This is a genomic window from Gluconacetobacter azotocaptans (assembly GCF_014174355.1).
GTDB classification, from domain to species: Bacteria; Pseudomonadota; Alphaproteobacteria; order Acetobacterales; family Acetobacteraceae; genus Gluconacetobacter; species Gluconacetobacter azotocaptans.
Window position 1 is genome coordinate 275,430 of the sequence record NZ_JABEQF010000004.1, and the last position, 21,634, is coordinate 297,063.

General features: G+C 69.4%; 15 protein-coding genes. 5 read left to right on the forward strand and 10 right to left on the reverse strand.

Going from position 1 to position 21,634, the window contains the following annotated elements; all coding sequences use genetic code 11:
- Window positions 1–105 precede the first annotated feature (105 nt).
- The 3 genes from HLH34_RS07165 (at window position 106) to HLH34_RS07175 (ending at window position 2,704) form a co-directional block, all read left to right on the forward strand.
- Complete coding sequence (locus tag HLH34_RS07165; RefSeq protein WP_183118904.1) at window positions 106–1,482, forward strand: cbb3-type cytochrome c oxidase subunit I; 1,377 nt, start codon at window positions 106–108, stop codon at window positions 1,480–1,482.
- On the forward strand, window positions 1,479–2,423 hold the full coding sequence (gene cyoE, locus HLH34_RS07170; RefSeq protein WP_183118905.1) for a heme o synthase: 945 nt from the start codon (window positions 1,479–1,481) through the stop codon (window positions 2,421–2,423). Before HLH34_RS07165 ends, cyoE begins: the two co-directional genes overlap by 4 nt.
- A 140-nt stretch (window positions 2,424–2,563) precedes the next feature.
- Window positions 2,564–2,704, forward strand: a complete 141-nt coding sequence (locus HLH34_RS07175; RefSeq protein WP_183118906.1) for a hypothetical protein — start codon at window positions 2,564–2,566, stop codon at window positions 2,702–2,704.
- A gap of 220 nt (window positions 2,705–2,924) precedes the next feature.
- Here HLH34_RS07175 and HLH34_RS07180 read toward each other — a convergent pair whose 3' ends face one another.
- From HLH34_RS07180 to HLH34_RS07205, 6 genes are all read right to left on the reverse strand, one after another.
- Window positions 2,925–3,911, reverse strand: a complete 987-nt coding sequence (locus HLH34_RS07180) for a Tim44 domain-containing protein (protein WP_183118907.1) — start codon at window positions 3,909–3,911, stop codon at window positions 2,925–2,927.
- Window positions 3,912–3,940: 29 nt separating this feature from the next.
- Entirely contained in the window at window positions 3,941–5,281 is a 1,341-nt protein-coding gene (locus HLH34_RS07185) for a TldD/PmbA family protein (protein ID WP_183118908.1), read from the reverse strand.
- Window positions 5,278–6,543 carry a M16 family metallopeptidase gene (locus HLH34_RS07190; RefSeq protein WP_183118909.1) on the reverse strand — a complete coding sequence of 422 codons (1,266 nt, stop codon included), beginning with the start codon at window positions 6,541–6,543 and terminating at the stop codon, window positions 5,278–5,280. The genes HLH34_RS07185 and HLH34_RS07190 overlap by 4 nt, the downstream gene beginning before the upstream one ends.
- Window positions 6,544–6,604: 61 nt before the next feature.
- Window positions 6,605–8,005 carry a threonine synthase gene (gene thrC / locus HLH34_RS07195; RefSeq protein WP_183119017.1) on the reverse strand — a complete coding sequence of 467 codons (1,401 nt, stop codon included), beginning with the start codon at window positions 8,003–8,005 and terminating at the stop codon, window positions 6,605–6,607.
- A gap of 59 nt (window positions 8,006–8,064) precedes the next feature.
- Window positions 8,065–9,228 (reverse strand): major royal jelly family protein, encoded by a 1,164-nt coding sequence (locus HLH34_RS07200; RefSeq protein WP_244959725.1) that lies wholly within the window; start codon window positions 9,226–9,228, stop codon window positions 8,065–8,067.
- Window positions 9,229–9,282: 54 nt separating this feature from the next.
- Window positions 9,283–10,782, reverse strand: coding sequence for a carboxypeptidase M32 (locus HLH34_RS07205; protein WP_183118911.1), 1,500 nt, complete (start codon window positions 10,780–10,782; stop codon window positions 9,283–9,285).
- On the opposite strand from HLH34_RS07205, the gene HLH34_RS07210 reads away from it, so the two are divergent.
- On the forward strand, window positions 10,747–12,807 hold the full coding sequence (locus HLH34_RS07210; protein ID WP_244959727.1) for a tetratricopeptide repeat protein: 2,061 nt from the start codon (window positions 10,747–10,749) through the stop codon (window positions 12,805–12,807). The genes HLH34_RS07205 and HLH34_RS07210 overlap by 36 nt on opposite strands.
- Here HLH34_RS07210 and HLH34_RS07215 read toward each other — a convergent pair.
- Together HLH34_RS07215 and mutS are read right to left on the reverse strand one after the other, a co-directional pair.
- Window positions 12,800–15,694, reverse strand: a complete 2,895-nt coding sequence (locus HLH34_RS07215; RefSeq protein ID WP_183119019.1) for a [protein-PII] uridylyltransferase — start codon at window positions 15,692–15,694, stop codon at window positions 12,800–12,802. The genes HLH34_RS07210 and HLH34_RS07215 overlap by 8 nt on opposite strands.
- A gap of 57 nt (window positions 15,695–15,751) precedes the next feature.
- The gene (gene mutS, locus HLH34_RS07220; protein ID WP_183118912.1) at window positions 15,752–18,406 is read right to left on the reverse strand and encodes a DNA mismatch repair protein MutS; all 2,655 of its coding nucleotides are present in this window, start codon (window positions 18,404–18,406) and stop codon (window positions 15,752–15,754) included.
- A 154-nt stretch (window positions 18,407–18,560) separates the two neighbouring features.
- Between mutS and HLH34_RS07225 the strand changes: the two genes are divergently transcribed.
- On the forward strand, window positions 18,561–19,391 hold the full coding sequence (locus HLH34_RS07225; protein WP_183118913.1) for a class I SAM-dependent methyltransferase: 831 nt from the start codon (window positions 18,561–18,563) through the stop codon (window positions 19,389–19,391).
- A gap of 4 nt (window positions 19,392–19,395) precedes the next feature.
- Here the strand turns inward: HLH34_RS07225 and murJ are convergent, their stop codons facing one another.
- Window positions 19,396–20,961 (reverse strand): murein biosynthesis integral membrane protein MurJ, encoded by a 1,566-nt coding sequence (gene murJ, locus HLH34_RS07230; RefSeq protein WP_183118914.1) that lies wholly within the window; start codon window positions 20,959–20,961, stop codon window positions 19,396–19,398.
- 130 nt (window positions 20,962–21,091) lie between these two features.
- Window positions 21,092–21,577, reverse strand: coding sequence for a glutathione peroxidase (locus tag HLH34_RS07235; protein WP_183118915.1), 486 nt, complete (start codon window positions 21,575–21,577; stop codon window positions 21,092–21,094).
- Window positions 21,578–21,634 lie beyond the last annotated feature (57 nt).

Consider the following 21,634-nt stretch of genomic DNA (forward strand, 5'->3'; position numbering starts at 1 on the left):
ATGCGACGGCGGTCGGGGGTCGTCATTCCCTGATCGTGGGAGTAAAGTATCCGCGATTTCAGGAAGACCGCCCCGGGCGGTCCGCTATCGCAGGAGAACAGGCGAATGCCGACAGAAGGGCAGGTTCGGATGGAGATCGGAACCGGCGGCTTTCTGGCGCGATGTGTCCGCGCATCCGGCCATAAGGACATCGGCACGCTGTATCTGGCGCTGGCCGTCCTTGCCGGGCTTGTGGGCGGCGGGTTGGCGCTGATGCTGCAACTGGGCCAGGCCCGGCCGATGTCGGGCCCATGGGATCGCGTCGCCATCGACCACGGCGCGATGATGGTCATGTTCTGCGCCCTGCCGGCGCTGGTCGGCGGTTTCGGAAGCTGGTTCGTGCCGCTGCTGCTGGGGGCGCCCTCTATGGCGTTCCCCCGGTTGAACCTGCTGTGCTGGGCCGGCGTCACCGCCAGTTTCCTGATGCTGCTGTCCGGCGTGCCGTCGGGGGCGGGGTCGTCGCTGCCGCAATGGGCGACCCTGCTGTGGTGTGCCGCGATGCTAGGCCTGTCGATCAATATGGTGGCCACGGTTTTGAACATGCGTCGCGCCGGGCTGTCGCTGAGCGGCATGCCGCTGTTCGTCTGGGCGCAGGCGCTGACGGCGATGATGATGGTCATCGTCCTGCCCGTCCTGGCTGCCGCCCTGACCAAGGGGCTGCTGTCGGGCGCCGGCCTGCGGGATGTCGACCTGGCGCTGCGGGCCTTTTCGGGCCCCGAGGTCGCGCTGCTGCTGTTGCCGGCATCGGGTATCGTCTGCCAGGTCATCGAGACGTTTTCGGGCGTTCCCCTGCGCCTGCGGTGGGTTGCCCTGGGCGCGATGGCGGTCATGTCCGTGGGGGGCGCCACCGTCTGGACGCATGATATGTTCGCGGCCGGTCTGGCGGCGGCGGCCGGAACACGCCCGATGGTCGAACAGGCGGCCGTCATGGTGCCGATGCTGGCCCTGCTGATGGCCTGGGGCAGCACCATCGCCGGTGGGCGACTGGCCCTGCGGGTGCCGATGCTGTGGGCCTGCGCCTTCGTCGGGCTGCTTGTGGTGGGGCCGGTGCTGTCGGCCCTGTCGGGTGCGGCCGATGGGCACGCGGTGGCGCTGCCGGCGGCGCTGTTCGCGACTTTCGCGGGTTTCTATTACTGGATCGGCAAGATGTCGGGTCATGCCTGCCCCGAGGCGGGCGGGCGGCTGCACATCGCCCTGGCGGCGACGGGCACGCTGCTGTGCCTTGTGCCCCATCAGCCGGTCTTCGCACTGCTGGGGGCGGCATTGCTGGGCCTGTCCATGCTGACCTTCGTTGCCGTGGTCGTCGTGACCCTGCGGCGTGGCACTCAGGCGATGGGGGGCAACTACTGGGGCGCCGGCGCACGGACGCTGGAATGGTCCCTGCCGTCGCCCGCGCCACGCCACTCCTTCACCGATTTCCCTGCCTATGAGGTGCGGGCATGAGCACCGGACTGTCCGTAGCCGACACCGACGCGCGGTTCAGCGCGGCGGTGGTGGGGACCGAGGCAAGGGACTGGTTCGCCCTGTTGAAGCCGCGCGTCATCTCGCTGGTCGTGTTCACCGGCGCGGCGGGGCTGGCCATGGCCCCGGGCGGGATGAACCCGCTGGTCGCGACCGTCAGCATCCTGTGCATCTGCATGGCCTCGGGCGCTGCTGGCGCCATTAACATGTGGTACGACCGCGATATCGACGCGGTGATGACGCGCACCGCGACCCGCCCGATCCCGGATGGTCGCATCAGGGCGGAAGAGGCGCTGGGCTTCGGGATCGGCCTGTCGGTGGCGTCGGTGCTGCTGATGTGGCTGGCGACCAATGCGCTGGCCGCGTTCGTGCTGGCGTTCTCGATCTTCTTCTACGCCGTGATCTATACGATGTGGCTCAAGCGCTCGACGCCGCAGAACATCGTGATCGGCGGCGCTGCCGGGGCTTTCCCGCCGATGATCGGCTGGGCTGCCGCGACCGGGTCGATCGACGTGCTGCCGGTGGTGATGTTCGCCATCGTCTTCCTCTGGACGCCGCCCCATTTCTGGTCGCTGTCGCTGTATGCCTGCAAGGATTACGGCCGCGCGGGCATTCCCATGCTGCCGGTCGTCCGGGGCGCGCGGCACACGCGCTGGCAGATCCTGTGGTATACGCTGATCCTGTCGGCGGTCTCGCTGGTTCCGTCGGTCATGCATCTGTCGGGCTGGCTCTATACCGCGACGGCGTCGCTGCTGGATGCCGGGTTCGTCTACAGCGCCATCCGGGTGCTGCTGGACCGTCAGGACGACAAGGGGGTAAGCCTGACCGGGGACGGTCCCGCGCGTCGCGCGTTCCGTTACTCGCTGGCCTATCTGTTCCTGCTGTTCTGCGGCCTGCTGGCCGATCATTTCCTGATAGGTTAATCAAGTCGGGCGTTGCCCGCCCCCCCGGGGCCTGAGGGCCTGGACCCCGATCATGGATCGACAGATTGGTTTCCAAAGGCCGGTGGCCTTTGGCGGGTTTCAGGGCAGGGCCCTGATCCTGGAAGACGGAGACGAAGACGATGACGCGCCAGCCCGCTACCCTGTCGCCCGGTGAAACGGCGGAATATGCCCGCCGCCACAAGGGACGCATCTATGGCGTCGCGATCACGCTGATCGCCCTGGCCGCGGTTTTCTACGGGTTGGCCCTGGTCCGGATGTAATACCGACTTTCTGCAAGACTGACGCATGAGATGTCCCCGCCAAGGGCGTTGCCCTTGACCCACCAAAGGGCAGTCGCCCTTTGGAAACCCATTCGTTATCAAAATGTGATCGGGGTGCAGGGCCTCAGGCCCTGTCGGGTCCAGGGCAGAGCCCTGGTTATACGTCAATCTCAAGGCAGGTTGGTATAAGGGCCGGTTTCACACCGGCCCCGGCTTGTGGTCAGCGGGCCTGCTGGATGGCCGACAGTAGCCATGCGCCGCCGCCTGACGGCCGTACGAAGGTCCACAGTTCCGTCGCCGTGACCCGTTCGGTCGAACTGCCGTCGATGACACGTCCGGTCATGTCGGTGGTGATGTCCACCATGGAATAGCGGATGGCGACGGTGGCGTAGTCGGCCCCGTTTTCGCTCCAGGCTTCGGACAGGTCGCCCTGTTCGAACCGGACGTCCGAGACGACGTTGCGTGCGCCCCGGCTGGCCAGGTCCGAAAGCTGGGCATTGAAATATCCCACCATTTCGGGCGTGGCCATGTGCTGCAGGGCCGGCAGGTTCTGCTGGCTCCATGCTGCCTGGATATCCAGCAGCAGCCTCTGGAACGCACGATAATCGTCGGGCGTGATCGTGACCTGCGCCGCGGCCGGGCCGGGCATGCCCTGACCGTACGCGCCCTGGCCATACGCACCCGCCGGCATCGGCGTGGCGGCGCGCCTGCCGCCGCCGAACCGGCGGATCAGCCAGGTGATCAACAGGCCCAGCAACAGGATCTGGATCAGGAAGCCCAGGAAGCTGCCGCCTCCATGCAGGCCGCCCGCGATCCCGTGGCCGAACAGCACGCCGAACAGCCCGGCGCCCAGCATGCCGCCCAGGAAGCCGTTGGCGAACGGATGCGGCCGGCTCATCGCGGCATAGGGGGTGCCGTAGGGCGAGCGCGGAAAGGCCGAGGGCGCAGCCGCGCCGTAGCCCGGTCCGGGCGACTGCGGCATGATGGAACGCTGCATCGGCGTGCCGCCATAGGGCGAGGTCGCCGTCGGCGGCGGCGCGCTGTAGGTGCGCGACCCACGGCTGCCGAACGACGAACCACCGCCCGGGCGGGCGTCGGCGTGATGCGGCATGCCCGTCAATGGCAGTAGGGCAAGGGCCGCCCCCAGCAGCAGGACGGACGTCCGGCGCGCCGGGCGGGAAACGACGGTCTTGGTCGTTCTGGTCATGGGTGTCAGCTTATTCCTGTGCTTGCCGATCAGGAACCGGCGATCATCATGTCGTCGATCCGGATGGTGGGGGCGTTGATGCCCCGCCGGAATTCCAGATCGCTGGCCAGGATCAGACGGGCGAACATGTCGTTCAGGTTCCCCGCGGCGGTCAGTTCGGCGACCGGTTCCGCAAGGACGCCGTTGCGGATCATGAAACCCGCCGCCCCGCGACTGTAATCGCCTGTCAGACCATTAATGGCCGATCCCATCATCTCGGTAATATACAGCCCCTCGGTAATATCCGCCATCAGTTCCTCGGGGGTCGGGGCGCCGGGGCGGGCGTACAGGCTGCCCAGGGACGGCGAGGGCGGGGCCGAGGCGCCACGGCTGGCGCGGCCGTTGCCGGGCAGTCCGATCTGCCGCGCGCTGCGGGAATCGAGTGCCCAGTTCCGCAGGATGCCGTCCTCGACGATGACCAGTTCGCCCGTGCGCGCGCCCTCGCCGTCGAACGGATGGGCGGTCAGGCCGCGCGGCCGGGTGGGGTCGTCCAGGATATGGACCCCGGCGGGCATGATCCGCTGGCCCATGCGGTCCTTCAGGAAGGACGTGCCCCGCGCGATGGCGCTGCCGTTCACCGCGCCCGCCAGATGCCCCAGCAGGCTGGAGGACACGCGCGGATCGAAGACGACCGGCAGGGTGCCCGTCCGGGGCCGGGTCGGGTTCAGGCGGGCCACCGCACGTTCGCCGGCGCTGCGCCCGATGACGGCCGGGTCGTCCAGGTCATGAAGATGCACGGTGGCGTGGAAATCGTAATCGCGCTGCATGCCGGTGCCCTGGCCCGCCAGCACGCTGGCCGACACCGAATGGCTGCTGCGCGCGTAGCGCCCGGAAAATCCGGCCGATGTCATCAGCACGATTTCCGAAAGGCCGGCCGACGCCGACCCGCCATTGCTGTTGGTGACGCCCGTAACGGCCATCGCCGCGTCCTCGGCCGCGCGGGCGCGGCCCAGCAACTCGGCGGTTCCGGGCTGTGCCGGATCCAGAAGATCGAGCCCCGCGGCATCGAGGAATCCGGATTCGGCCTGGGGCGACAGGCCGGAATGCGGGTCTTCCGGCACCACGCGCGCCATGGCCAGCCCCTGTTCGACCAGCTGGTCGAACCGCTCGGGGTCCAGCCCGGTGGCCGAGACGATCGCCGAGCGCCGGCCGACGAAGACCCGCAGGCCCAGGTCGGTGGTTTCGGACCGTTCCAGATCCTCGGTCCTGCCGTTGCGGACCTGCACGGCATGGGACGTGCGGGCCATGTAGACCGCGTCCGCCGCGTCCGCTCCGGCGGCCCGGGCCTTGCCGATCAGGGTGCCGATGAGGTCGAGCGGATCGTGGGTCATGCCGCAAGGATCTCCGCGATCGTGGCGACCGAGGGAATGTTCCGGATCGGGCCGAGCGAGGCCAGGGTCGGCGTTCCACGGAACAGGCGGGTCGCGACGCGCTGTACATCGGCGATGGTCACGGCGTTGATCTTCGCCACGGTCTCGGCCGTGGGGATCAGGCGGCCGAAGACCTGAAGCTGCCGGGCCAGTTGCTCGCACCGGCTGCCGGTGCTTTCCAGGGACATCAGCAACGAGGATTTCAGCTGCGCGCGCGCCCGGTCCAGCTCATCCTGCCCCACCTGAAGCTGCACCTTGCGCAGTTCCTCCAGCGTCACGGGGATCAGTTCCTCGACCTGGTCTTCGCCGGTGCCGGCATAGATGCCGAACAGCCCGCCGTCGCGGAACGGGGCGTTGAACGAATAGACCGAATAGACCAGCCCCCGCTTTTCGCGGATTTCCTGGAACAGCCGGGACGACATGCCCCCGCCCAGCAGGGTCGAGAGCAGCAGAACGGGATAATAATCCGGGTCCCCATATCCGACCGAGGGGAAGCCCAGCACGACATGGGCCTGGTCCAGTTCCTTTTCCTTGCGGTATTCGCCGCCCAGATAGCGGGATTCGAACCGGGCGGTGGTTCCGGGCGCGGGCAGGTCGCGGAAATGCCGTTCGACCAGCGCCACCACATCGGCATGATGCAGGTTGCCCGCCGCCGCGATGACCGTATTCGCCGTGGTGTAGTGGGTGCGCATGTAGCGCATCAGGGTGTCGCGGCTCATCTCGCGGATCAGCGCTTCGGTGCCCAGGGTGGGGCGGCCCATTGCCTGGCCGGGGAATGCCGTTTCCTGGAAATGGTCGAAGATGATGTCGTCCGGCGTGTCGTTCGCCTGGCCGATTTCCTGCAGGATGACACCGCGCTCGCGCTCGACTTCGTCGGGGGCGAAGCTGCTGTGCGTCAGGATGTCGCCGATGATGTCGACGCCCAGCGCCAGGTCTTCCTTCAGCAGCTTGACGTAGTAGGCCGTGTGCTCGCGCGCCGTGTAGGCGTTGATATGGCCGCCGACATTCTCGATTTCCTCGGCGATTCCGGCGGCGGTGCGGCTGTCCGTCCCCTTGAAGGCCATGTGTTCGAGAAAGTGCGAAACCCCGTTTTCCTCGGCATGCTCGTTGCACGTGCCCGCGGCGACATAGGCCCCGAAGGATATCGTTTCCACGCGGTCCATGCGTTCGGTGACGACCGTGAGGCCGGAGGGAAGGCGGGTGACGTTGATCTGCTCGGTCATTACGATCCTGCGTGACGGTCCGGCCGGCGGCGGCCGGGCGTCGGGAGAGTGAGAGTCGGGGTCAGGCGAAGTTCTTCAGCACGGCCGCGCGGACTTTGTCCTCGACGGCCTCGAGGCGCGCGGAGACAACGTCGTAACGCTCCGGACGGTCGAACAGATCCCCTAGCCGCTTCGGCAGGGCCGGGCGAATGCCGGTGGCCTGTTCCATTGCATCGGGGAACTTGGCCGGATGCGCGGTCGCCATCGCCACCATCGGGATTCCGGGTTCGCGGAACATCCGGCCGGCCGCGATGCCGATGGCGCTGTGCGGATCGGCCAGATAGAGGCTGGCGTCGTTCAGATGCTGGATTTCGGTCTTCGTCGCCGCATCGTCAAGGGCCAGGCCGTGGAACAGGCCGGCCGCCTGGCGCCAGACGGCGTCCGGGACCTCCATCCGTCCGGTCTGGCGGAATCCGGTCATGATCCGCGCGCAGGCCGCCGCGTCACGGTTCAGCAGTTCGAACAGCAGGCGCTCGAAATTCGACGAAACCTGGATGTCCATCGACGGCGACAGGCTGGGCACCACGCCGTGCACGCTCATGTCGTTATCGTGCAGGAAGCGCGTCAGGATGTCGTTACGGTTCGACCCCACGCACAGCGCGCGGATGGGCAGGCCCATGCGCCGGGCCGCCCAGGCGGCCAGGACATTGCCGAAATTGCCGGTCGGCACCGCGAACGAAACCTCGTGGTCGGGCGCGCCCAGCGCCAGGGCAGCATAGACGTAATAGGGGATCTGGGCCGCGATCCTGGCCCAGTTGATGGAATTGACCGCCGACAGGCGCATGTCCTGCCGGAAGGGTGCGTCGGCGAACATCGCCTTCACCAGATCCTGACAGTCGTCGAAGGTGCCCTGGACCGCCAGATTGGTCACGTTGGGTTCCAGCACGGTCGTCATCTGCCGCCGCTGCACGTCCGACGTGCGGCCTTCGGGGTGCAGGATCACGATTTTCAGCCGCGCGCGACCGCGACAGGCCTCGATCGCCGCCGATCCGGTGTCGCCCGACGTCGCGCCGACGATGGTCACATGTTCGTCGCGCTGTTCCAGCACATGGTCGAACAGGCGGCCCAGAAGCTGCATCGCCATGTCCTTGAACGCCAGCGTCGGACCATGGAACAGTTCCTGGACGAACAAACCGTCCTCGACCTGCGTCAGGGGGACGATGGCGGCATGGTCGAACGACGCATAGGCCTCGCGGCACAGGTGCCGCAGGACATCGAACGGAATGGAGCCTTCGGCGTAGGGCGCGATGATGCGGGCGGCCAGCTCGGGGTAGGGCAGGCCGCGCAGGGCCCGCCAGTCGCCGGCGGTCAGGACCGGCCAGGTTTCCGGCAGGTACAGGCCGCCATCCTCGGCAAGCCCGGCCAGCAGGACGGAGGAAAAATCACGGACGGGGGCCTGTCCCCGGGTAGAAACGTAGCGCATGGCGGCGATCATAGTCCCAAGCGGCTCCGGCGCGAAGGGGGCGCGTGCCGTAAGCGCGCCTAGCGTTCGGGCGGGGGCAGGGCGCCGACATCGACCCGGTACAGCGACAGGGGCCACTGGACGTCCAGCCGCCCCTGGTTGAAGGGCGGCGTGCGGTCCAGTTGGGCGACGGGGACATACAGCTTGCCGTCGGCCGTCACGTACGGGTTGGCGGGCCAGCGCAGGCGCGGATCGACGACGATGCGCTGGTACACCCGCCCGGCGGTGAAGCGGAAGATGCTGCCGGTCGACACATCGTCGAAATAGAGCGTGCCGTCGCGCGCCACCGTCATGCCGCCCAGCGGCGGTGTCTTGTACCAGAGGGTCGTTCCGTCATCCAGTTCGACATCGGTGATGCTGGTGTCGGTCAGCAGTTCGGTGCCGATCCGGTACAGCGGGCCGCTGGCCGCCTGGTAGTACAGCCATTGGCTGTCCGGGCTGATTTCGATCTGGTTGACGTTGATGACGGCGGTGTGCCCGGTCCGGTCATGCAGCACCTGGCCGCCGACCGTGATCGGCTGCTGCGCGGTCAGCGACGGTTGCCGATCCAGCAGCCGCCGCTGGGTCACCGGCCCGGCGCCATCGTGGCCCAGGTCCATGACGATCAGGCCTGCCACGCCGGAATCGCCGATGAAGGCATGGCCGCGGCCGACCCGCACGCCCGACAGGCGGCTGTCGGGATGCAGCACGGCGGGGTCGATCGGATAGGTTCGGACGACCCCGCCGGTCCGCGTGTCGATCCGCACCAGCTTCGTGCCCCCCGGCACGGCCGGCTGGCCGTCGGTGGCGATGCCGCTGTCCAGAACCCACAGGGTGCCGTCGTCGGTCAGGTGCATTCCCTCGACCGCGATGAGGCGATGGGCCGCGTCCGCCGTGGCGTCATCGTTCCAGCCCGCGTCGGGGTAGGGGTGCTGCGTGCCGTCCGCCTCGCGCAGCGTAAGGGCGGGGCCGGGCGTGCCCGCCCAGGCGGGATATTGCAGGATCATCCGCCCGTCCGGCAGGGCCACGACGCCGTTCCAGACGCGGGAGGGCGAGCGGGCGACTTCGGTCAACGGCGCGGATGGGTCCAGCGGCGGCGCCGGTTTGGCGGCCAGCGCCGGTCCGGCGAACAGGAGGAACGAGGCAGCCAGCGCGCCGGGCGCGAGAAGGGGCGGGATCGAGCGAACGTGAGACATCGGCGTCATGTCGCCATGTTCCGTCGCCGAAGGCAACATCCGGCCGGCGAATGGCCGCCATCCCTATTCCGGGCCGCAATAGCGGTCGCGCAGATGCGCGCGGTAGGCGTCGGTCGAAGGCGGCGCCCCCGTCGCGGCACGGATGATGTCGGGGGTGGACAAGCGGCTGCCCTGCGCGTGGATGCGCGGGCGCAGCCAGGCCAGCAGCGGGGCGAAATCGCCCCGGCCGATCGCATCGGGGATCGCCGGATCGTCGCGGAACGCCGCCGCACGCAGTTGCGCGGCCTGGATCGCGCCCATGGTGTAGGTCGGAAAATACCCCCACGACCCCGACGGCCAGTGGATATCCTGCAGGCAGCCCAGCCGGTCGCTGGGCACCGTCAGGCCCAGCAGCGCCTTGATCCCGGCGTTGAAGGCATCCGGCAGGTCGCGCAGCGCCAGGCGTCCGTCGATCAGCGCCGTTTCCAGATCGTACCGGACCAGGACGTGGGCGGGGTATGTGACCTCGTCCGCGTCGACGCGGATGAAGCCGGGGCGGACGCGGGTGACGGTGCGATAGAAATTTTCGGCGCTCCAGGCCGGGTCGTCGTCCGCCACATCGAATGTCCGGCGCAACAGGGGCGCCGCCCAGTTCATGAAGGGGCGCGAGCGGGCGACCTGCATTTCCATCAGCAGAGACTGGCTTTCATGCAGGCTCATGCCACGGGCCTGTCCCACCGGCTGCGCCCGCCACTCCGGCGGCAGGCCCTGCTCGTACAGCGCATGGCCGGTTTCGTGCACGACCCCCATGACAGCGTTGAGAAAATCGCCCTGTTCATATCGGGTGGTGATGCGCACATCGTCCTCGGCCCCGCCGCAGAACGGATGGATGCTGACATCCAGCCGCCCGCGCGACATGTCGAATCCCAGCGCCGTCATCATTGTCCGGCCCAATCCCTCCTGCCGGGCCACGGGGAACGACCCCGCCAGCGGCAAGGGGGCAGGCCGGCGGTCCTGATGCGCCAGGGCCGCGTCGATCAGGCCGGGCAGGTCGCGCCGCAGTTCGGCGAAGACCGGGTCGATGTCGGTGCGGCGCGTGCCCGGGTCGAACTGGTCCAGCAGCGCGTCATAGGCCGAGAGGCCCAGGGCAGCGCCCTTTGCCGCCGCGATGTCGCGGGTGCGTTCCAGCACCTCGGTCAGCAGGGGCAGCAGGCTTGCGAAATCGCTGTCCCGCCGCGCGGTCCGCCACGCCATCTCGCAGCGCGAGGTGGCCCGGGACGAGGCCTCGACCAGGTCGGATGGCACGGCAGTCGCATGGATGTAGGCTCGCTGCATTTCCCGCAGATTGGCCTCCTGCCACGACCCGGCCGGGGCTTCGGCACGGGCCAGCAGGTCGCCCATGACCGGTGAGGTCATCAATTCGTGGCACAGGACGCTGAGGGTTGCGATGCTTTCGGCCCGGCCGTCGGCGGCCCCGGACGGCATCATCACGTCCTTGTCCCAGCCGAGGATGCCCAGTGCGTTGCGGATTCGTCCGATGCGCGCAAAATGGGTTTCGAGGTCCGTATAAGCCTGCTGGGGCATGGTCTGGTCTCCGGCGTGTTCGTCACGGCGCGGGTGGCCGTGTGGCGTGCGGCAGTCTGTGCGATGGCGCGGCAGGCGTGCAACCGGAGGAGGAGCGTCATGCCGCAGGACAAGCGTCATCAGGGGGACGATCTGGTGGCCCTGGGGCTAGCCCGCCTGGAAGCGGGCGACCGGGACGGGGCGCTGGAGCATTTCCGCGACGTCCTGACGCGCACGCCCGGCGACCCCGATGCCCTGCATGGAATGGCCTGCGCCGCCCGCGCCGCCGGTCGGCCGGACCTGGCTATCGGACTGGCCGGCAAGGCGATCGCCGCGCTGCCGGCCGCGCATTTTCACATCACCCTGGGCCGCGCCCTTCATGAACAGGGCCATCTGGAGGAAGCGCGCGCGGCCCTGAGCGTCGCGACGCTGCGCGAACCCCGTGATCCGCGCGCCCATGCCGCGCTGGCCGGCGTGCTGGAAGCCCAGGGAGCGCGGGCCGAAGCCGAGGTCAGCCTGCGCCGCGCCGTCGCCCTGCGCCCGCGTGACCCCGCCCCGATGCTGGAACTGGCCCAATTGCGGACCCGGGGCGGGGACAGGCCGGGTGGCATCGCCCTGACCCGCCAGGCCGTCGCCCTGGCGCCCGACCGGGTCGAGAGCCTGGACGCGCTGGCCGCCCTGCTGGCCGGCGCGGGGCAGGCGGAGGAGGCCGAGCCGGTCTATCGCGACATCCTGCGCCTTCGGCCGGCCGACCCGGCGGCCTGGGCCAATCACGGCGCGGCCCTGTTCGGGCTGAACCGTCATGATGCCGCCCGCGCGGCGCTGGAGCATGCCGCGCGCCTGGCGCCCGAGGTGGCGGAAACACAGAACAATCTGGGCCTGGTCCTGATGGCGCTGGGCCATCTGCCCGAAGCCCACGCGGCCCTGGCGGCGGCGCGCGCCCTGCGCCCGGAGGATTCGCGGATTGCCGTCAACGCGGCGACCGTCCTGGCCGACCTGTCCCGGACCGGGGAGGCCGAGGATTTATGCCGCGCCGTACTGGCGCGCGCGGACGCGGGGGCCGATCTGGATGCCGCACGGGCACGTTTCAATCTTGGCACGCTGTTGTTGGCCCGGGGGGCCGGGGCCGAGGGATGGCGGTGTCTGGAGGCCCGGTCGCGGTTGATCCCCATCACGGACGATCGTGGCGGGAACATCCCCGACTGGGACGGCTCGGCCATCGAATCGGGCGCGGTCCTGCTGCGCGCCGAACAGGGGTTGGGCGATACGATCCAGTTCCTGCGCTATCTACCGCAGGCCGCGCGGCGAGCGCGCCTGGTGCTCGATATTCCGGAGTCCCTGCATCGTCTTGTGCGGACCATGCCCGATCCGGACGGCACGCTATGGCCGCGCTGCCGCCTGCTGGCGCCCGGCGCGCCGCCGCCCCCTGACATCGTTGCCCGATGCGGGCTGATCAGCCTGCCGGACCGGCTGGGGATGCCCGACGTGCCGGCCTTCTCGCCCTATCTGCTGCCGACGATGGCGCGTGCGCGGCAGGCGGCCGGTGTGGTGCGGGTGGGCCTGTGCTGGGCAGGCAATCCGTCCTACCGCTTCGATCGTCGGCGCTCGGTCTCGCCGGCCATGCTGGCCCCGCTGGGCGAGGTCGCAGGCGTGTCGTTCGTGTCGCTGCAGCATGACGATTCCGGCGAGGGGGGCGCTGCGGGCCTGCCGTTTGCCCTGGAACGTCCGGCGCAGGGCGATCTGCTGGCCACCGCGCGGACTATCGCGGGGCTGGATCTGGTTATCACGGTCGATACCGCGACCGCCCATCTGGCCGGGGCGATGGGGCGGCCGGTCTGGCTGCTGAATCGCTTTGGCGGCGACTGGCGCTGGTCGGCATATTTCGACCTGTCCACGCCGTCACCCTGGGGAAACCGGGGCAGTCGCTGGTACCCGTCCCTGCATCAGTTTCGGCAGATGCGGCCTGACCCGCCGGCGCACGCGTGGGACGAACCGGTCGCCCGGATGCGCGACGCGCTTGCCCGTTGGCGCGACGGCCTCAGATGATGGTTTCCAGCGCCTGGGTCACGTCGCCCAGGGCGGCTTCCTCGGCCTGGCGCAGGCCGGCCAGCAGGGCCTCGCGGATTTCATGCAGGCGGCCCTCGTCGGTGATTTTCAGGCCGAACAGATCCTTGACGTAGAACACGTCGACCGCGCGTACGCCGTAGGTGGTGATGTGGGCCGAGGCGATCTGCAACTTCTGGTCGCTGATGGCATTGGTCACGTCGTGCAGCAGTCCGGGCCGGTCGCGGCCGTTGATCTCGATGACCGTGTAGGTATTCGACGCCCGGTTGTCGATCACCACGCGCGGCGGCACATGGATGGCGCGCATCCGCCGCCCGTAGCGCGACCGCCCGTTGCAGACGATTTCCTTGCCGATATCGACGCGGCCGGACAGCGCCTGTTCGACCAGGGTGGACAACCGGACCAGCTGATGCGGTTCCTCGAACGCCTCGCCGCCGGCATCCTGGATCCAGAACGTGTCCAGGGCCATGCCGCTGATCAGCGTGTGAATCCGCGCATCGACGATGGACGCCCCGGCGATCGCCAGCGCGCCCGCGATGCGCGAGAACAGGCCGGGATGGTCGGCGGTGTAGATCGTCACCTCGGTTACGCCGCGCGCGGGCAGGGGCTGGGTTTCGATCGTCAGCGGTGCGTTGCGGGCCTCGGACTCGCGGATCAGGCGGGCATGGCGGGCGTGGGTGTCCTGATCGAAGGACAGCCAGTAGCTGCCATAGCCCAGGCCGAGGAAATGCTCGGCCTGTTCGCGGGTGAACCCGCTTTCGTCCAGCATGTCGGCGGCGGCATCCTTGGCCCGCGCCACGCGCACGTCGCGTTCGGTGGTGGCCAGGCCGCCTTCCAGGACCTCGGCCACGCGCATGTACAGTTCGTGCAGCAGGGTGGCCTTCCAGGCGTTCCACACGCGCGGGCTGACCGCGCGCATGTCCACGATGGTCAGCAGCAGCAGCAGGCGCAGCCGCTCGGGCGACTGGATGGTGTCGGCCAGGTCCAGAATGGTCTTGGGGTCGTCGATATCGCGCTGGAAGGCGGTATGGCTCAGCAGCAGGTGATGCAGCACCAGCCACGATACGGTCTCGGTCTCCTCGCCGGTCAGGCCCAGTTCGGGGCAGACTTCCAGCGCGATTTCCGACCCCAGTTCGGAATGATCGCCGCCGCGTCCCTTGGCGATGTCGTGCAGCAGCACCGCCATGTACAGGGCGCGGCGCGATTGCAGGTTGCGCGCCAGGTCGTAGGCCTGCGGGATCTCGTCGGCCATCGCCCCGTGCTCGATCCGGCCCAGGATCCTGATGGCCTCGATCGTATGCTCGTCGACGGTGAAGACGTGATAGGTGTCGAACTGCATCTGGCCCACGATCCGCGACCAGTCGGGCAGCAGCCGCCCCATGATCCCGGTTTCGTTCAGGATATGCAGCCAGTAGGCATTGCCCTGGCGGCGGTCCTGCGCCGTGGCGTGGAAGCTGGGGGCCTCGTCGGCCAGCGGGTGCTCGCCATCGGGCGCGTGGGCGATGCGGGGCGCGCGTTCGGGCGGGGCGCCGCACAGCAGTTCCAGGAAGATGCGCGACGCCTCGGCGTCCCCGCGCAGGCTGGCCGCACGGCGTTCCCAGCGGATCATCTGGTGCATGGCCATGGGATGGATCGGCAGCTTGCGCGTGCGTGCCCATTCCAGCAGCCGCATCATCTGGATCGGCTCGGCGTCGAAGGACGTCCCGCGTTCGGGCAGGATCTGCCCGTCCAGCACGGTGAAGCCGGCATCGCGCATCGCGCTGTCCGCCTGCGGCGCATTGGCCGACGGGCCAAGCGCCTGGCGCAGCACGGCCGGTTCCAGCACATGCGTCAGGCGCATGACCTCGCGCACCGTCAGGAAATAATGCCGCATGAACCGTTCGACGCCGACCTGTCGCCCGTGGCGGGTATAGCCCATGCGGGCGCCCACCACCGGCTGCACGTCGAAGGTCAGGCGTTCCTCGGCCCGGCCCGAGATGTAGTGAAGATGCAGCCGCACGCTCCACAGGAAATTCCACGACCGCCGGGCGCGCTTGGCTTCCTGTTCGGTCAGCAGGCCCAGCTTGCTGAAGCCGGGGGCCAGCAGGTCCGAAACATGGCGGGTGCCGAACGTATAGCGGCACATCCAGTACAGCGTCTGCAGGTCGCGCAGGCCGCCGCGGCCTTCCTTGACGTTGGGTTCGACCAGGTACGGGCTGTCGCCGAAGCGATGGTGGCGGGCCGTGCGTTCCTGGCGCTTGTCGGCGATGAAGCGCGCGGCCCCGGCCTCGACGCAGGCGACGATGTAGCGGGCCTCGAACATCGCGAACAGCGATTTGTCGCCGGCCAGCAGGCGGGCGTCCAGCAGGGTGGTGCGGACGGTGGTGTCGGCCTCGGCCTCGGCGATGCATTGCGGGATCGACCGCGTGGCGTGGCCGACCTTCAGCCCCAGGTCCCACAGGAAATACAGGATATATTCCACCACGCGGCTGACATCGGCCGAAGGGTCGTCGGGCGTGAGGAACAGCAGGTCGATATCGCTGAACGGCGCCAGCATGCCGCGCCCGTACCCGCCGGTCGCGGCGACCGCCAGCGTGCGGGCCGCCGGGCCGACCGAATCGGCCAGGGCGTGGTCCAGCGCGAAATCGACCAGCGTGCGGATCATGCCGTCGGTATGCAGCGCCAGTTGCTTGGCGGCGTTGGCGCCACGCAGGCGATCGGCCTCGAATTCCTCACGCACCGCGCCCTGGAAGCGGGCAAGATGACGGCGAAACAGGGCGATCGCCTCCTCGCGCGACAGGGGGGCCTGTCCATCCGCGGGGCGGAGGGCGGTCGCGAGGCTTTGGGTCAGATCCCTGACGGACAGGGACGGGGAAGACGGGATCGACATCGCGGGCTGATCGGTGTCCTGCACAGGCTTGCGGTCGGACGGATGTCCGACTCTCTATTATCCGTGGTCCAGATGCCCGGATTCTTCAAGCATCAGTTTCTTGAGCGCGTAGACCGCATCCAGCGCGGTGCGCGGTGTCAGCGCGTCCGGGTCCAGGCTGGCCAGCATGTCGCGAACGGGCTGGGGCAGGTCCTGCTCGGATCCGGCAACGGCGTTCCGGCCATCGTCACCGTCCGTGGGCGCGAACAGCGGCAGGGGCCGCGCGCCGGTCGCGCGTTCCTTTTCCAGCACCGCCAGCAGCCGCGCGGCACGGCGGACAACGGGCTCGGGCACGCCGGCCAGCCGCGCGACATGCACGCCCCAGCTGCGCCGCGCCGAGCCCGGCACGACCTCGTGCTGGAAGACGACCTGGCCCTTCCATTCCCGCACGCTCATCGTATGGGGCGACAGGCGGGGCAGGCTTTCGGCCAGTTCCGCCAGTTCGTGGAAGTGCGTTGCGAAAATGGAACGGCAGCGCAATGTGGAATGCATGGCTTCCAGCACGGACCACGCGATGGCCAGGCCGTCCAGGGTTGCGGTGCCGCGCCCGATCTCGTCCACCACCACCAGGGATCGCGGGCCTGCCTGGTTCAGGATGGCGGCGGTCTCGGTCATTTCCACCATGAAGGTGGAGCGGCCCCGTGCCAGGTCGTCCGACGCGCCCACGCGCGAGAACAGGCGGTCGACGATGCCGATCCGCGCCGATTTGGCCGGCACCGGCAGACCGGCCTGCGCCAGGATGACCGCCAGCGCATTCTGGCGCAGGAAGGTCGATTTGCCGGCCATGTTGGGGCCGGTCAGCAACATCACCCGCCGCGCCGGGTCGAGCGAGCAGTTGTTGGGCGTGAAGCGCTCGCTGCGGGGCAGGGCGGCTTCGACCACCGGATGGCGGCAGGACTCCAGCACGAAGGAGGCATCGTCGCCGACCTCGGGCCGGCACCACATCCCCCCGGCCGCCAGGTCGGCGCAGGATTGCAGGACATCGAGCAGGGCCAGGGCCTCGGCGATCGGGGGCAGGGCGGCTTCGTCCAGGATGTCGCGGACCAGGGTGGCGAACACCAGCCGTTCGCGCGCGGCGGCGCGTTCGGCGGCCTCGGCGATCCGGCGGTCCAGGCTGACCAGTTCCTCGGTGGAAAAGCGCGACGCACTTGCGGTGCCCTGGCGCAGGATCAGGTCCGTCCGTTCGCGCAGGCGGCCCGCCGCCGCCGCCGGAACCTCGACGACATAGCCCAGTTGCGCGTGATGGCGGATCTTGAGGCTGGCCAGGCCGAATTTCTGGGCATAGTCGTTCTGCAGCCCGGCGATGACCCGGCGGCTGTCGTCGCGCAAGGACCGCTCGGCGTCCAGTTCCGGGTCGAACCCGGTGGCGATGACCCCGCCGTCCTCCAGCCGGGCAGGCAGGTCGGCGGCCAGGGCCTGCGCCAGCCGGGCTTCCAGCGCCGTGGCCTCGCCCAGGTGGCGGAGCAGCCCGGCCAGCAGCGGCGGGGGCGGCGTCCGTCCGTCGGACAGCAGGCGGGCGATCCGCCGCCCGGTGGCCAGGCCGTCGCGGATCGCCGCCGCGTCGCGCGGCAGGCCGCGCCCCAGCGACAGCCGCCCCAGGGCGCGGGCGATGTCGGGCGTGCCGCGCAGGGCCTGGCGCAGGGTGGCGCGCACGCCGCCTTCCTCCAGCATCCACGACCAGCCGTCCTGCCGGGCCGCGATCGCATCGGGCCGGGTCAGCGGGGCCGCGATCCATTCGGCCAGCAGGCGGTTGCCCGGCGCGGTGACGGTACGGCCGACACTGGCGAACAACGTATGTTCGCTGCCGCCCTCGCGGGTGCGCAGCAGGTCCAGGCTGGCGCGCGTCGCCGGGTCCAGCCCCAGGGTGCCGCCGTCGTCATGGGGGCGGGGCCGCGCCAGGCGGGGCATCTGCCCGGCCTGGCTGCGCCGGATGTACTCCAGCGCCATGGACCCGGCGACCGCTTCCTCGTCGGAAAAGGTGCCGAAGGCGTCCAGGCTGGCGGCGTTGAACGTCTCGGCCATGCGGCGGCGGGCGGTGGCGGCCTGCGGCGCCAGCATGTCGGGGGCGCGGCGAGCGGCGAAGTCGCCCAGATCGACCTCGCCGCTGGTCAGGATTTCGGCCGGGTCCAGGCGGCCCAGCAGGGCCATCAACCCGTCGGGCGCGACATGCGCGGTTTCGAACGTGCCGGTGGAAATATCGATCCAGGCCACGCCCCAGCCACGCGCGGCCGTGGCGCGGCCGACCTGGGGGGCGACCGCCACCAGCAGGTTCTGCCGCCCGGCCTCCAGCAGTTCATCCTCGGTCAGGGTGCCGGGGGTGACCAGGCGCACCACCGCGCGGGCCAGCGGCCCCTTGGGCACGCCCTTGCCCGGCTTGCGCGGCGGTTCGGTCTGTTCGGCCACCGCCACGCGGAAGCCGCGCCGGATCAGCCGCGCCAGATAGGCCGACGCGGCGCCCACGGGCACGCCGCACATCGGAATCGGCATGTCGCCATGCGTGCCGCGCGTCGTCAGCGAGATGTCGAGCGCCGCCGACGCGGCCTCGGCGTCCGAGAAGAACAGCTCGTAGAAATCGCCCATGCGGAAGAACAGCAGGGCTTCGGGATGTTCGGCCTTGAGGGAAAACCATTGCGCCATTGCCGGGGTGGCGCCGTCCGGCGAGGGAAGCGTCATGAGGTTCTGTGTACAGGGCGTGCGCCCGATGTGCCAGCCACGAATCGAACCGTATCCGATCCGGATTTCATGGGTGGCACGGCCGGCGATCCCGTGCATCCTGTGGGGCGGGCGGCCCGGGAACGGTCGGAAAACAAAAAAGGACGGTTGAGCGATGACGGGATCATGTGGCCGGCGGTCGTTACTGGGTTGGACGGCGCTGGCGGCGACGGCGCCGTCGCTGGTGGCGCGCGCCGCGTCGGGTGGCGATGCGCTGATGCTGCGTGGGATCATCGCTTCGCCGAGCCGGCCGGCAGCGGACCGGGCGCGCGACCGCTGGCGGCATCCTTATGCGTCGCTGCGATTCTGGGGGCTGCGGCCCGGAATGACCATCATCGACCTGCAACCGGGGGCTGGATACTGGACGCGGATTCTTGCCCCCTATGCCGCACGCACCGGGGGGACGTACATCGCCGGCCTGGGCGACATGGGGGCCGGGCGGACGCGATTCGACGGGCAGTTCGGCGATGTGGCGCGGTACGGCCATATCCGCGACGTGGCCTTCGGCCCGGATTCGGGGGCGCTGGCCGCTCCGGCCAGCGTCGATCTGATCCTGACGGCGCGGGAAATTCATAACTGGATCGGCGGCGGGTATCTGGACCATGCGATGGGCGGGGTGGCCATGGCCCTGAAGCCGGGCGGAATCCTGGCGGTGGAGGAACATCGCGCCGACCCCGTCCCGCAGGAGGCCGGGGCCGCCAGCGGCTATGTCGCCATGGCAACGGTGGTGCAGGCGGCGGCCCATGCCGGACTGCGGCTGGAGGCGTCGTCCGAGATCAACGCCAACCCGCGCGACGACAAGAAACATCCGTTCGGCGTCTGGACCCTGCCGCCGACCCGCGCCAGTTCCGCCGGCGGCCAGCCCGATCCGGCCTTCGACCACGCGAAATACGATGCGATCGGCGAAAGCGACCGGATGACCCTGCGCTTCCGCAAGCCCGCCTGATCGGTCAGGCCGGTCGCCGCCGGCGGGCCAGCCGTGCCCGCACGGCGGCGACGACGGCCCGGTGGTCGATGACCCCCAGGGCCTGAAGCCCCACCCCGTACGCCGCCATGCCGGCCACGACCAGAAGCCCCAGGCACGCGATGCGCTGCCCGCCCGGCTGGATGGAAAGGCGCCCCAGCGGCGTCATGTCCAGCGCCGCCAGCACCGCCACCATGCCCACTGCCGCGACGCCCATCCGCGCGACGCGGGACAGGGTGGGGCCGCCCACCCGAAGGGCACCCCGGCGCGACAGCAGCACCACCAGCAGCAGCACGTTGACGGTCGCGGCGATGCTGCTGGCCAGCGGTGGGCCCATATGGGCAAGCGGCCGCATCAGGGCCAGGTTCAGCCCGAAGTTCAGCAGCAGCGTCGCCATGCCGATCCGCACCGGCGTCGCGGTGTCGCCGCGCGCGAAAAAGCCGGGGGACAGAACCTTGACCAGCACGAAGGCCGGCAGCCCCACGGCATAGGCGCGCAGCGACTGCGCCGACAGCGCGGCATCCCGCGCCGTGAATGCGCCATGGCCGAACAGGGTGGCCATGATCGGTTCGGCCAGCACCACCAGCGCCAGCGCCGACGGCAGGGTCAGGATCAGGGCGTATTCGATCGCGCGGTTCTGCGTCGCGTGGGCGCTGTCGGCGTCATCCGCCGTGACGTGGCGGGTCAGCACCGGCAGCAACGTGGTCCCGGCGGCGGCCCCCAGCACCCCCAGCGGAAGCTGGTTCACGCGGTCGGCGAAATACATCAGCGACACGCTGCCGGGGGGCAGCAGGGTGCCGATCATCGTATCGACCATCAGGTTGATCTGGGTGATTCCGCTGCCCAGGCAGCCGATGGCCATGCGCCCGATCAGGATGCGGATACGCGCGCTGAGATGCGGGGGCACCAGCGTCAGGCGGAATCCCGCCCGGCGGGTGGCCGCCAGCAACAACCCGAACTGCACGACGCCCGAGGCCGTGATGCCCCAGGCCGAGGCCTCGGCCACGTCCCCGGTCAGGGGCGTCAGCACGAAGATCGCGGCGATGCCGATGACGTTGAACGTCACATAGGCCGCCGCCGCGACCCCGAAACGGTGCAACCCGTTCAGCACGCCCGAGACGAGCGCCGCCCCGCAGATCAGCACCAGATAGGGAAAGGTGATGCGGCTGAGGGTCAGGGCCATGGCATAGCGGGTGCCCTCATGCGAAAATCCCGGCGCGATGACGCGCAGGACCAGCGGCATGAAGATCTCGCCCACCACGGCGATCAGGGTCAGCCAGGCCAGAAGGACGCTGAGCGTCTCGCTGGCGAAGCGACGGGCGGGTTCCTCGCCCTCGGCGGTCAGGGTGGCCGAGAACAGCGGCACGAACGCCGCGTTCAGCGCCCCCTCGCCGAACAGGCGGCGGAACATGTTCGGCAGGCGAAAGGCGATCTGATAGGCGTCCTGCACCGGTCCGGCCCCCAGGAACGCAGCAAGAAGCTGGTCGCGCACCAGGCCCAGCACGCGGCTGAGCATCGTCCAGCCGCCGACGGTAAGAAAACCTCTGAGCAAGGGGGGGACCTCCGGGCGGCATGACGCGCCGGCCATGGGTGGCCGGGCGGGCGATGCACTGTCCTATGGGCGCGGGCCGGACGCAATCGCCACGCGCGGGGCGCGGGCGTTTGGCGCGGCGATCCGGGATTCAGTGATCCAGGATCGTGCGTTCGATCGCCAGCCGCATGCGGCGCGATTCGGGCGACGTCGTGCTGACGAACCAGTCGGCCAGGTGCCCGTCGCGGCCGATCAGGTATTTGTAGAAATTCCAGCGCGGCCGCGACAGGAAGCCGCCTTCCTGGGCGATCCACCGGAACAGCGGCAGGCAGCCGTCGCCTTTGACATGGCTGCGTGCCGCCATGGGAAAGGTGACGTTGTAATTGCGGCTGCAGAAGGTGGCGATCTGCTCGGCCGTGCCGGGTTCCTGCTGGCCGAAATCGTTGGACGGCACGCCCACGATGGTCAGGTCATTGCCGCGATAGAACGACCACAGCGCCTGCAGGCCCTCGAATTGCGGGGTGAAGCCGCATTTCGACGCGGTGTTCACGATCAGGACCGGCTTGCCGCGCAGGCCGCCAAGGTCGATCGTGCCGCCATCCAGGGCCGGAAGGGTGAAGTCGTATGCGGTCGTCATGGAACCGATTCTGTCTCTCGTCATCTTTCGTAAGGAAAGCCTAGAGCAGTTTCCCCC

Excerpts from the sequence above, each read along its gene's own strand:
- HLH34_RS07165 (WP_183118904.1), top strand. The coding sequence starts at position 106 with ATGCCGACAGAAGGGCAGGTTCGGATGGAGATCGGAACCGGCGGCTTT.
- cyoE (WP_183118905.1), top strand. The coding sequence starts at position 1,479 with ATGAGCACCGGACTGTCCGTAGCCGACACCGACGCGCGGTTCAGCGCG.
- HLH34_RS07175 (WP_183118906.1), top strand. The coding sequence starts at position 2,564 with ATGACGCGCCAGCCCGCTACCCTGTCGCCCGGTGAAACGGCGGAATAT.
- HLH34_RS07180 (WP_183118907.1), bottom strand. The coding sequence starts at position 3,911 with ATGACCAGAACGACCAAGACCGTCGTTTCCCGCCCGGCGCGCCGGACG.
- HLH34_RS07185 (WP_183118908.1), bottom strand. The coding sequence starts at position 5,281 with ATGACCCACGATCCGCTCGACCTCATCGGCACCCTGATCGGCAAGGCC.
- HLH34_RS07190 (WP_183118909.1), bottom strand. The coding sequence starts at position 6,543 with ATGACCGAGCAGATCAACGTCACCCGCCTTCCCTCCGGCCTCACGGTC.
- thrC (WP_183119017.1), bottom strand. The coding sequence starts at position 8,005 with ATGCGCTACGTTTCTACCCGGGGACAGGCCCCCGTCCGTGATTTTTCC.
- HLH34_RS07200 (WP_244959725.1), bottom strand. The coding sequence starts at position 9,228 with ATGACGCCGATGTCTCACGTTCGCTCGATCCCGCCCCTTCTCGCGCCC.
- HLH34_RS07210 (WP_244959727.1), top strand. The coding sequence starts at position 10,747 with ATGGGTTTCGAGGTCCGTATAAGCCTGCTGGGGCATGGTCTGGTCTCC.
- HLH34_RS07205 (WP_183118911.1), bottom strand. The coding sequence starts at position 10,782 with ATGCCCCAGCAGGCTTATACGGACCTCGAAACCCATTTTGCGCGCATC.
- HLH34_RS07215 (WP_183119019.1), bottom strand. The coding sequence starts at position 15,694 with ATGTCGATCCCGTCTTCCCCGTCCCTGTCCGTCAGGGATCTGACCCAA.
- mutS (WP_183118912.1), bottom strand. The coding sequence starts at position 18,406 with ATGACGCTTCCCTCGCCGGACGGCGCCACCCCGGCAATGGCGCAATGG.
- HLH34_RS07225 (WP_183118913.1), top strand. The coding sequence starts at position 18,561 with ATGACGGGATCATGTGGCCGGCGGTCGTTACTGGGTTGGACGGCGCTG.
- HLH34_RS07235 (WP_183118915.1), bottom strand. The coding sequence starts at position 21,577 with ATGACGACCGCATACGACTTCACCCTTCCGGCCCTGGATGGCGGCACG.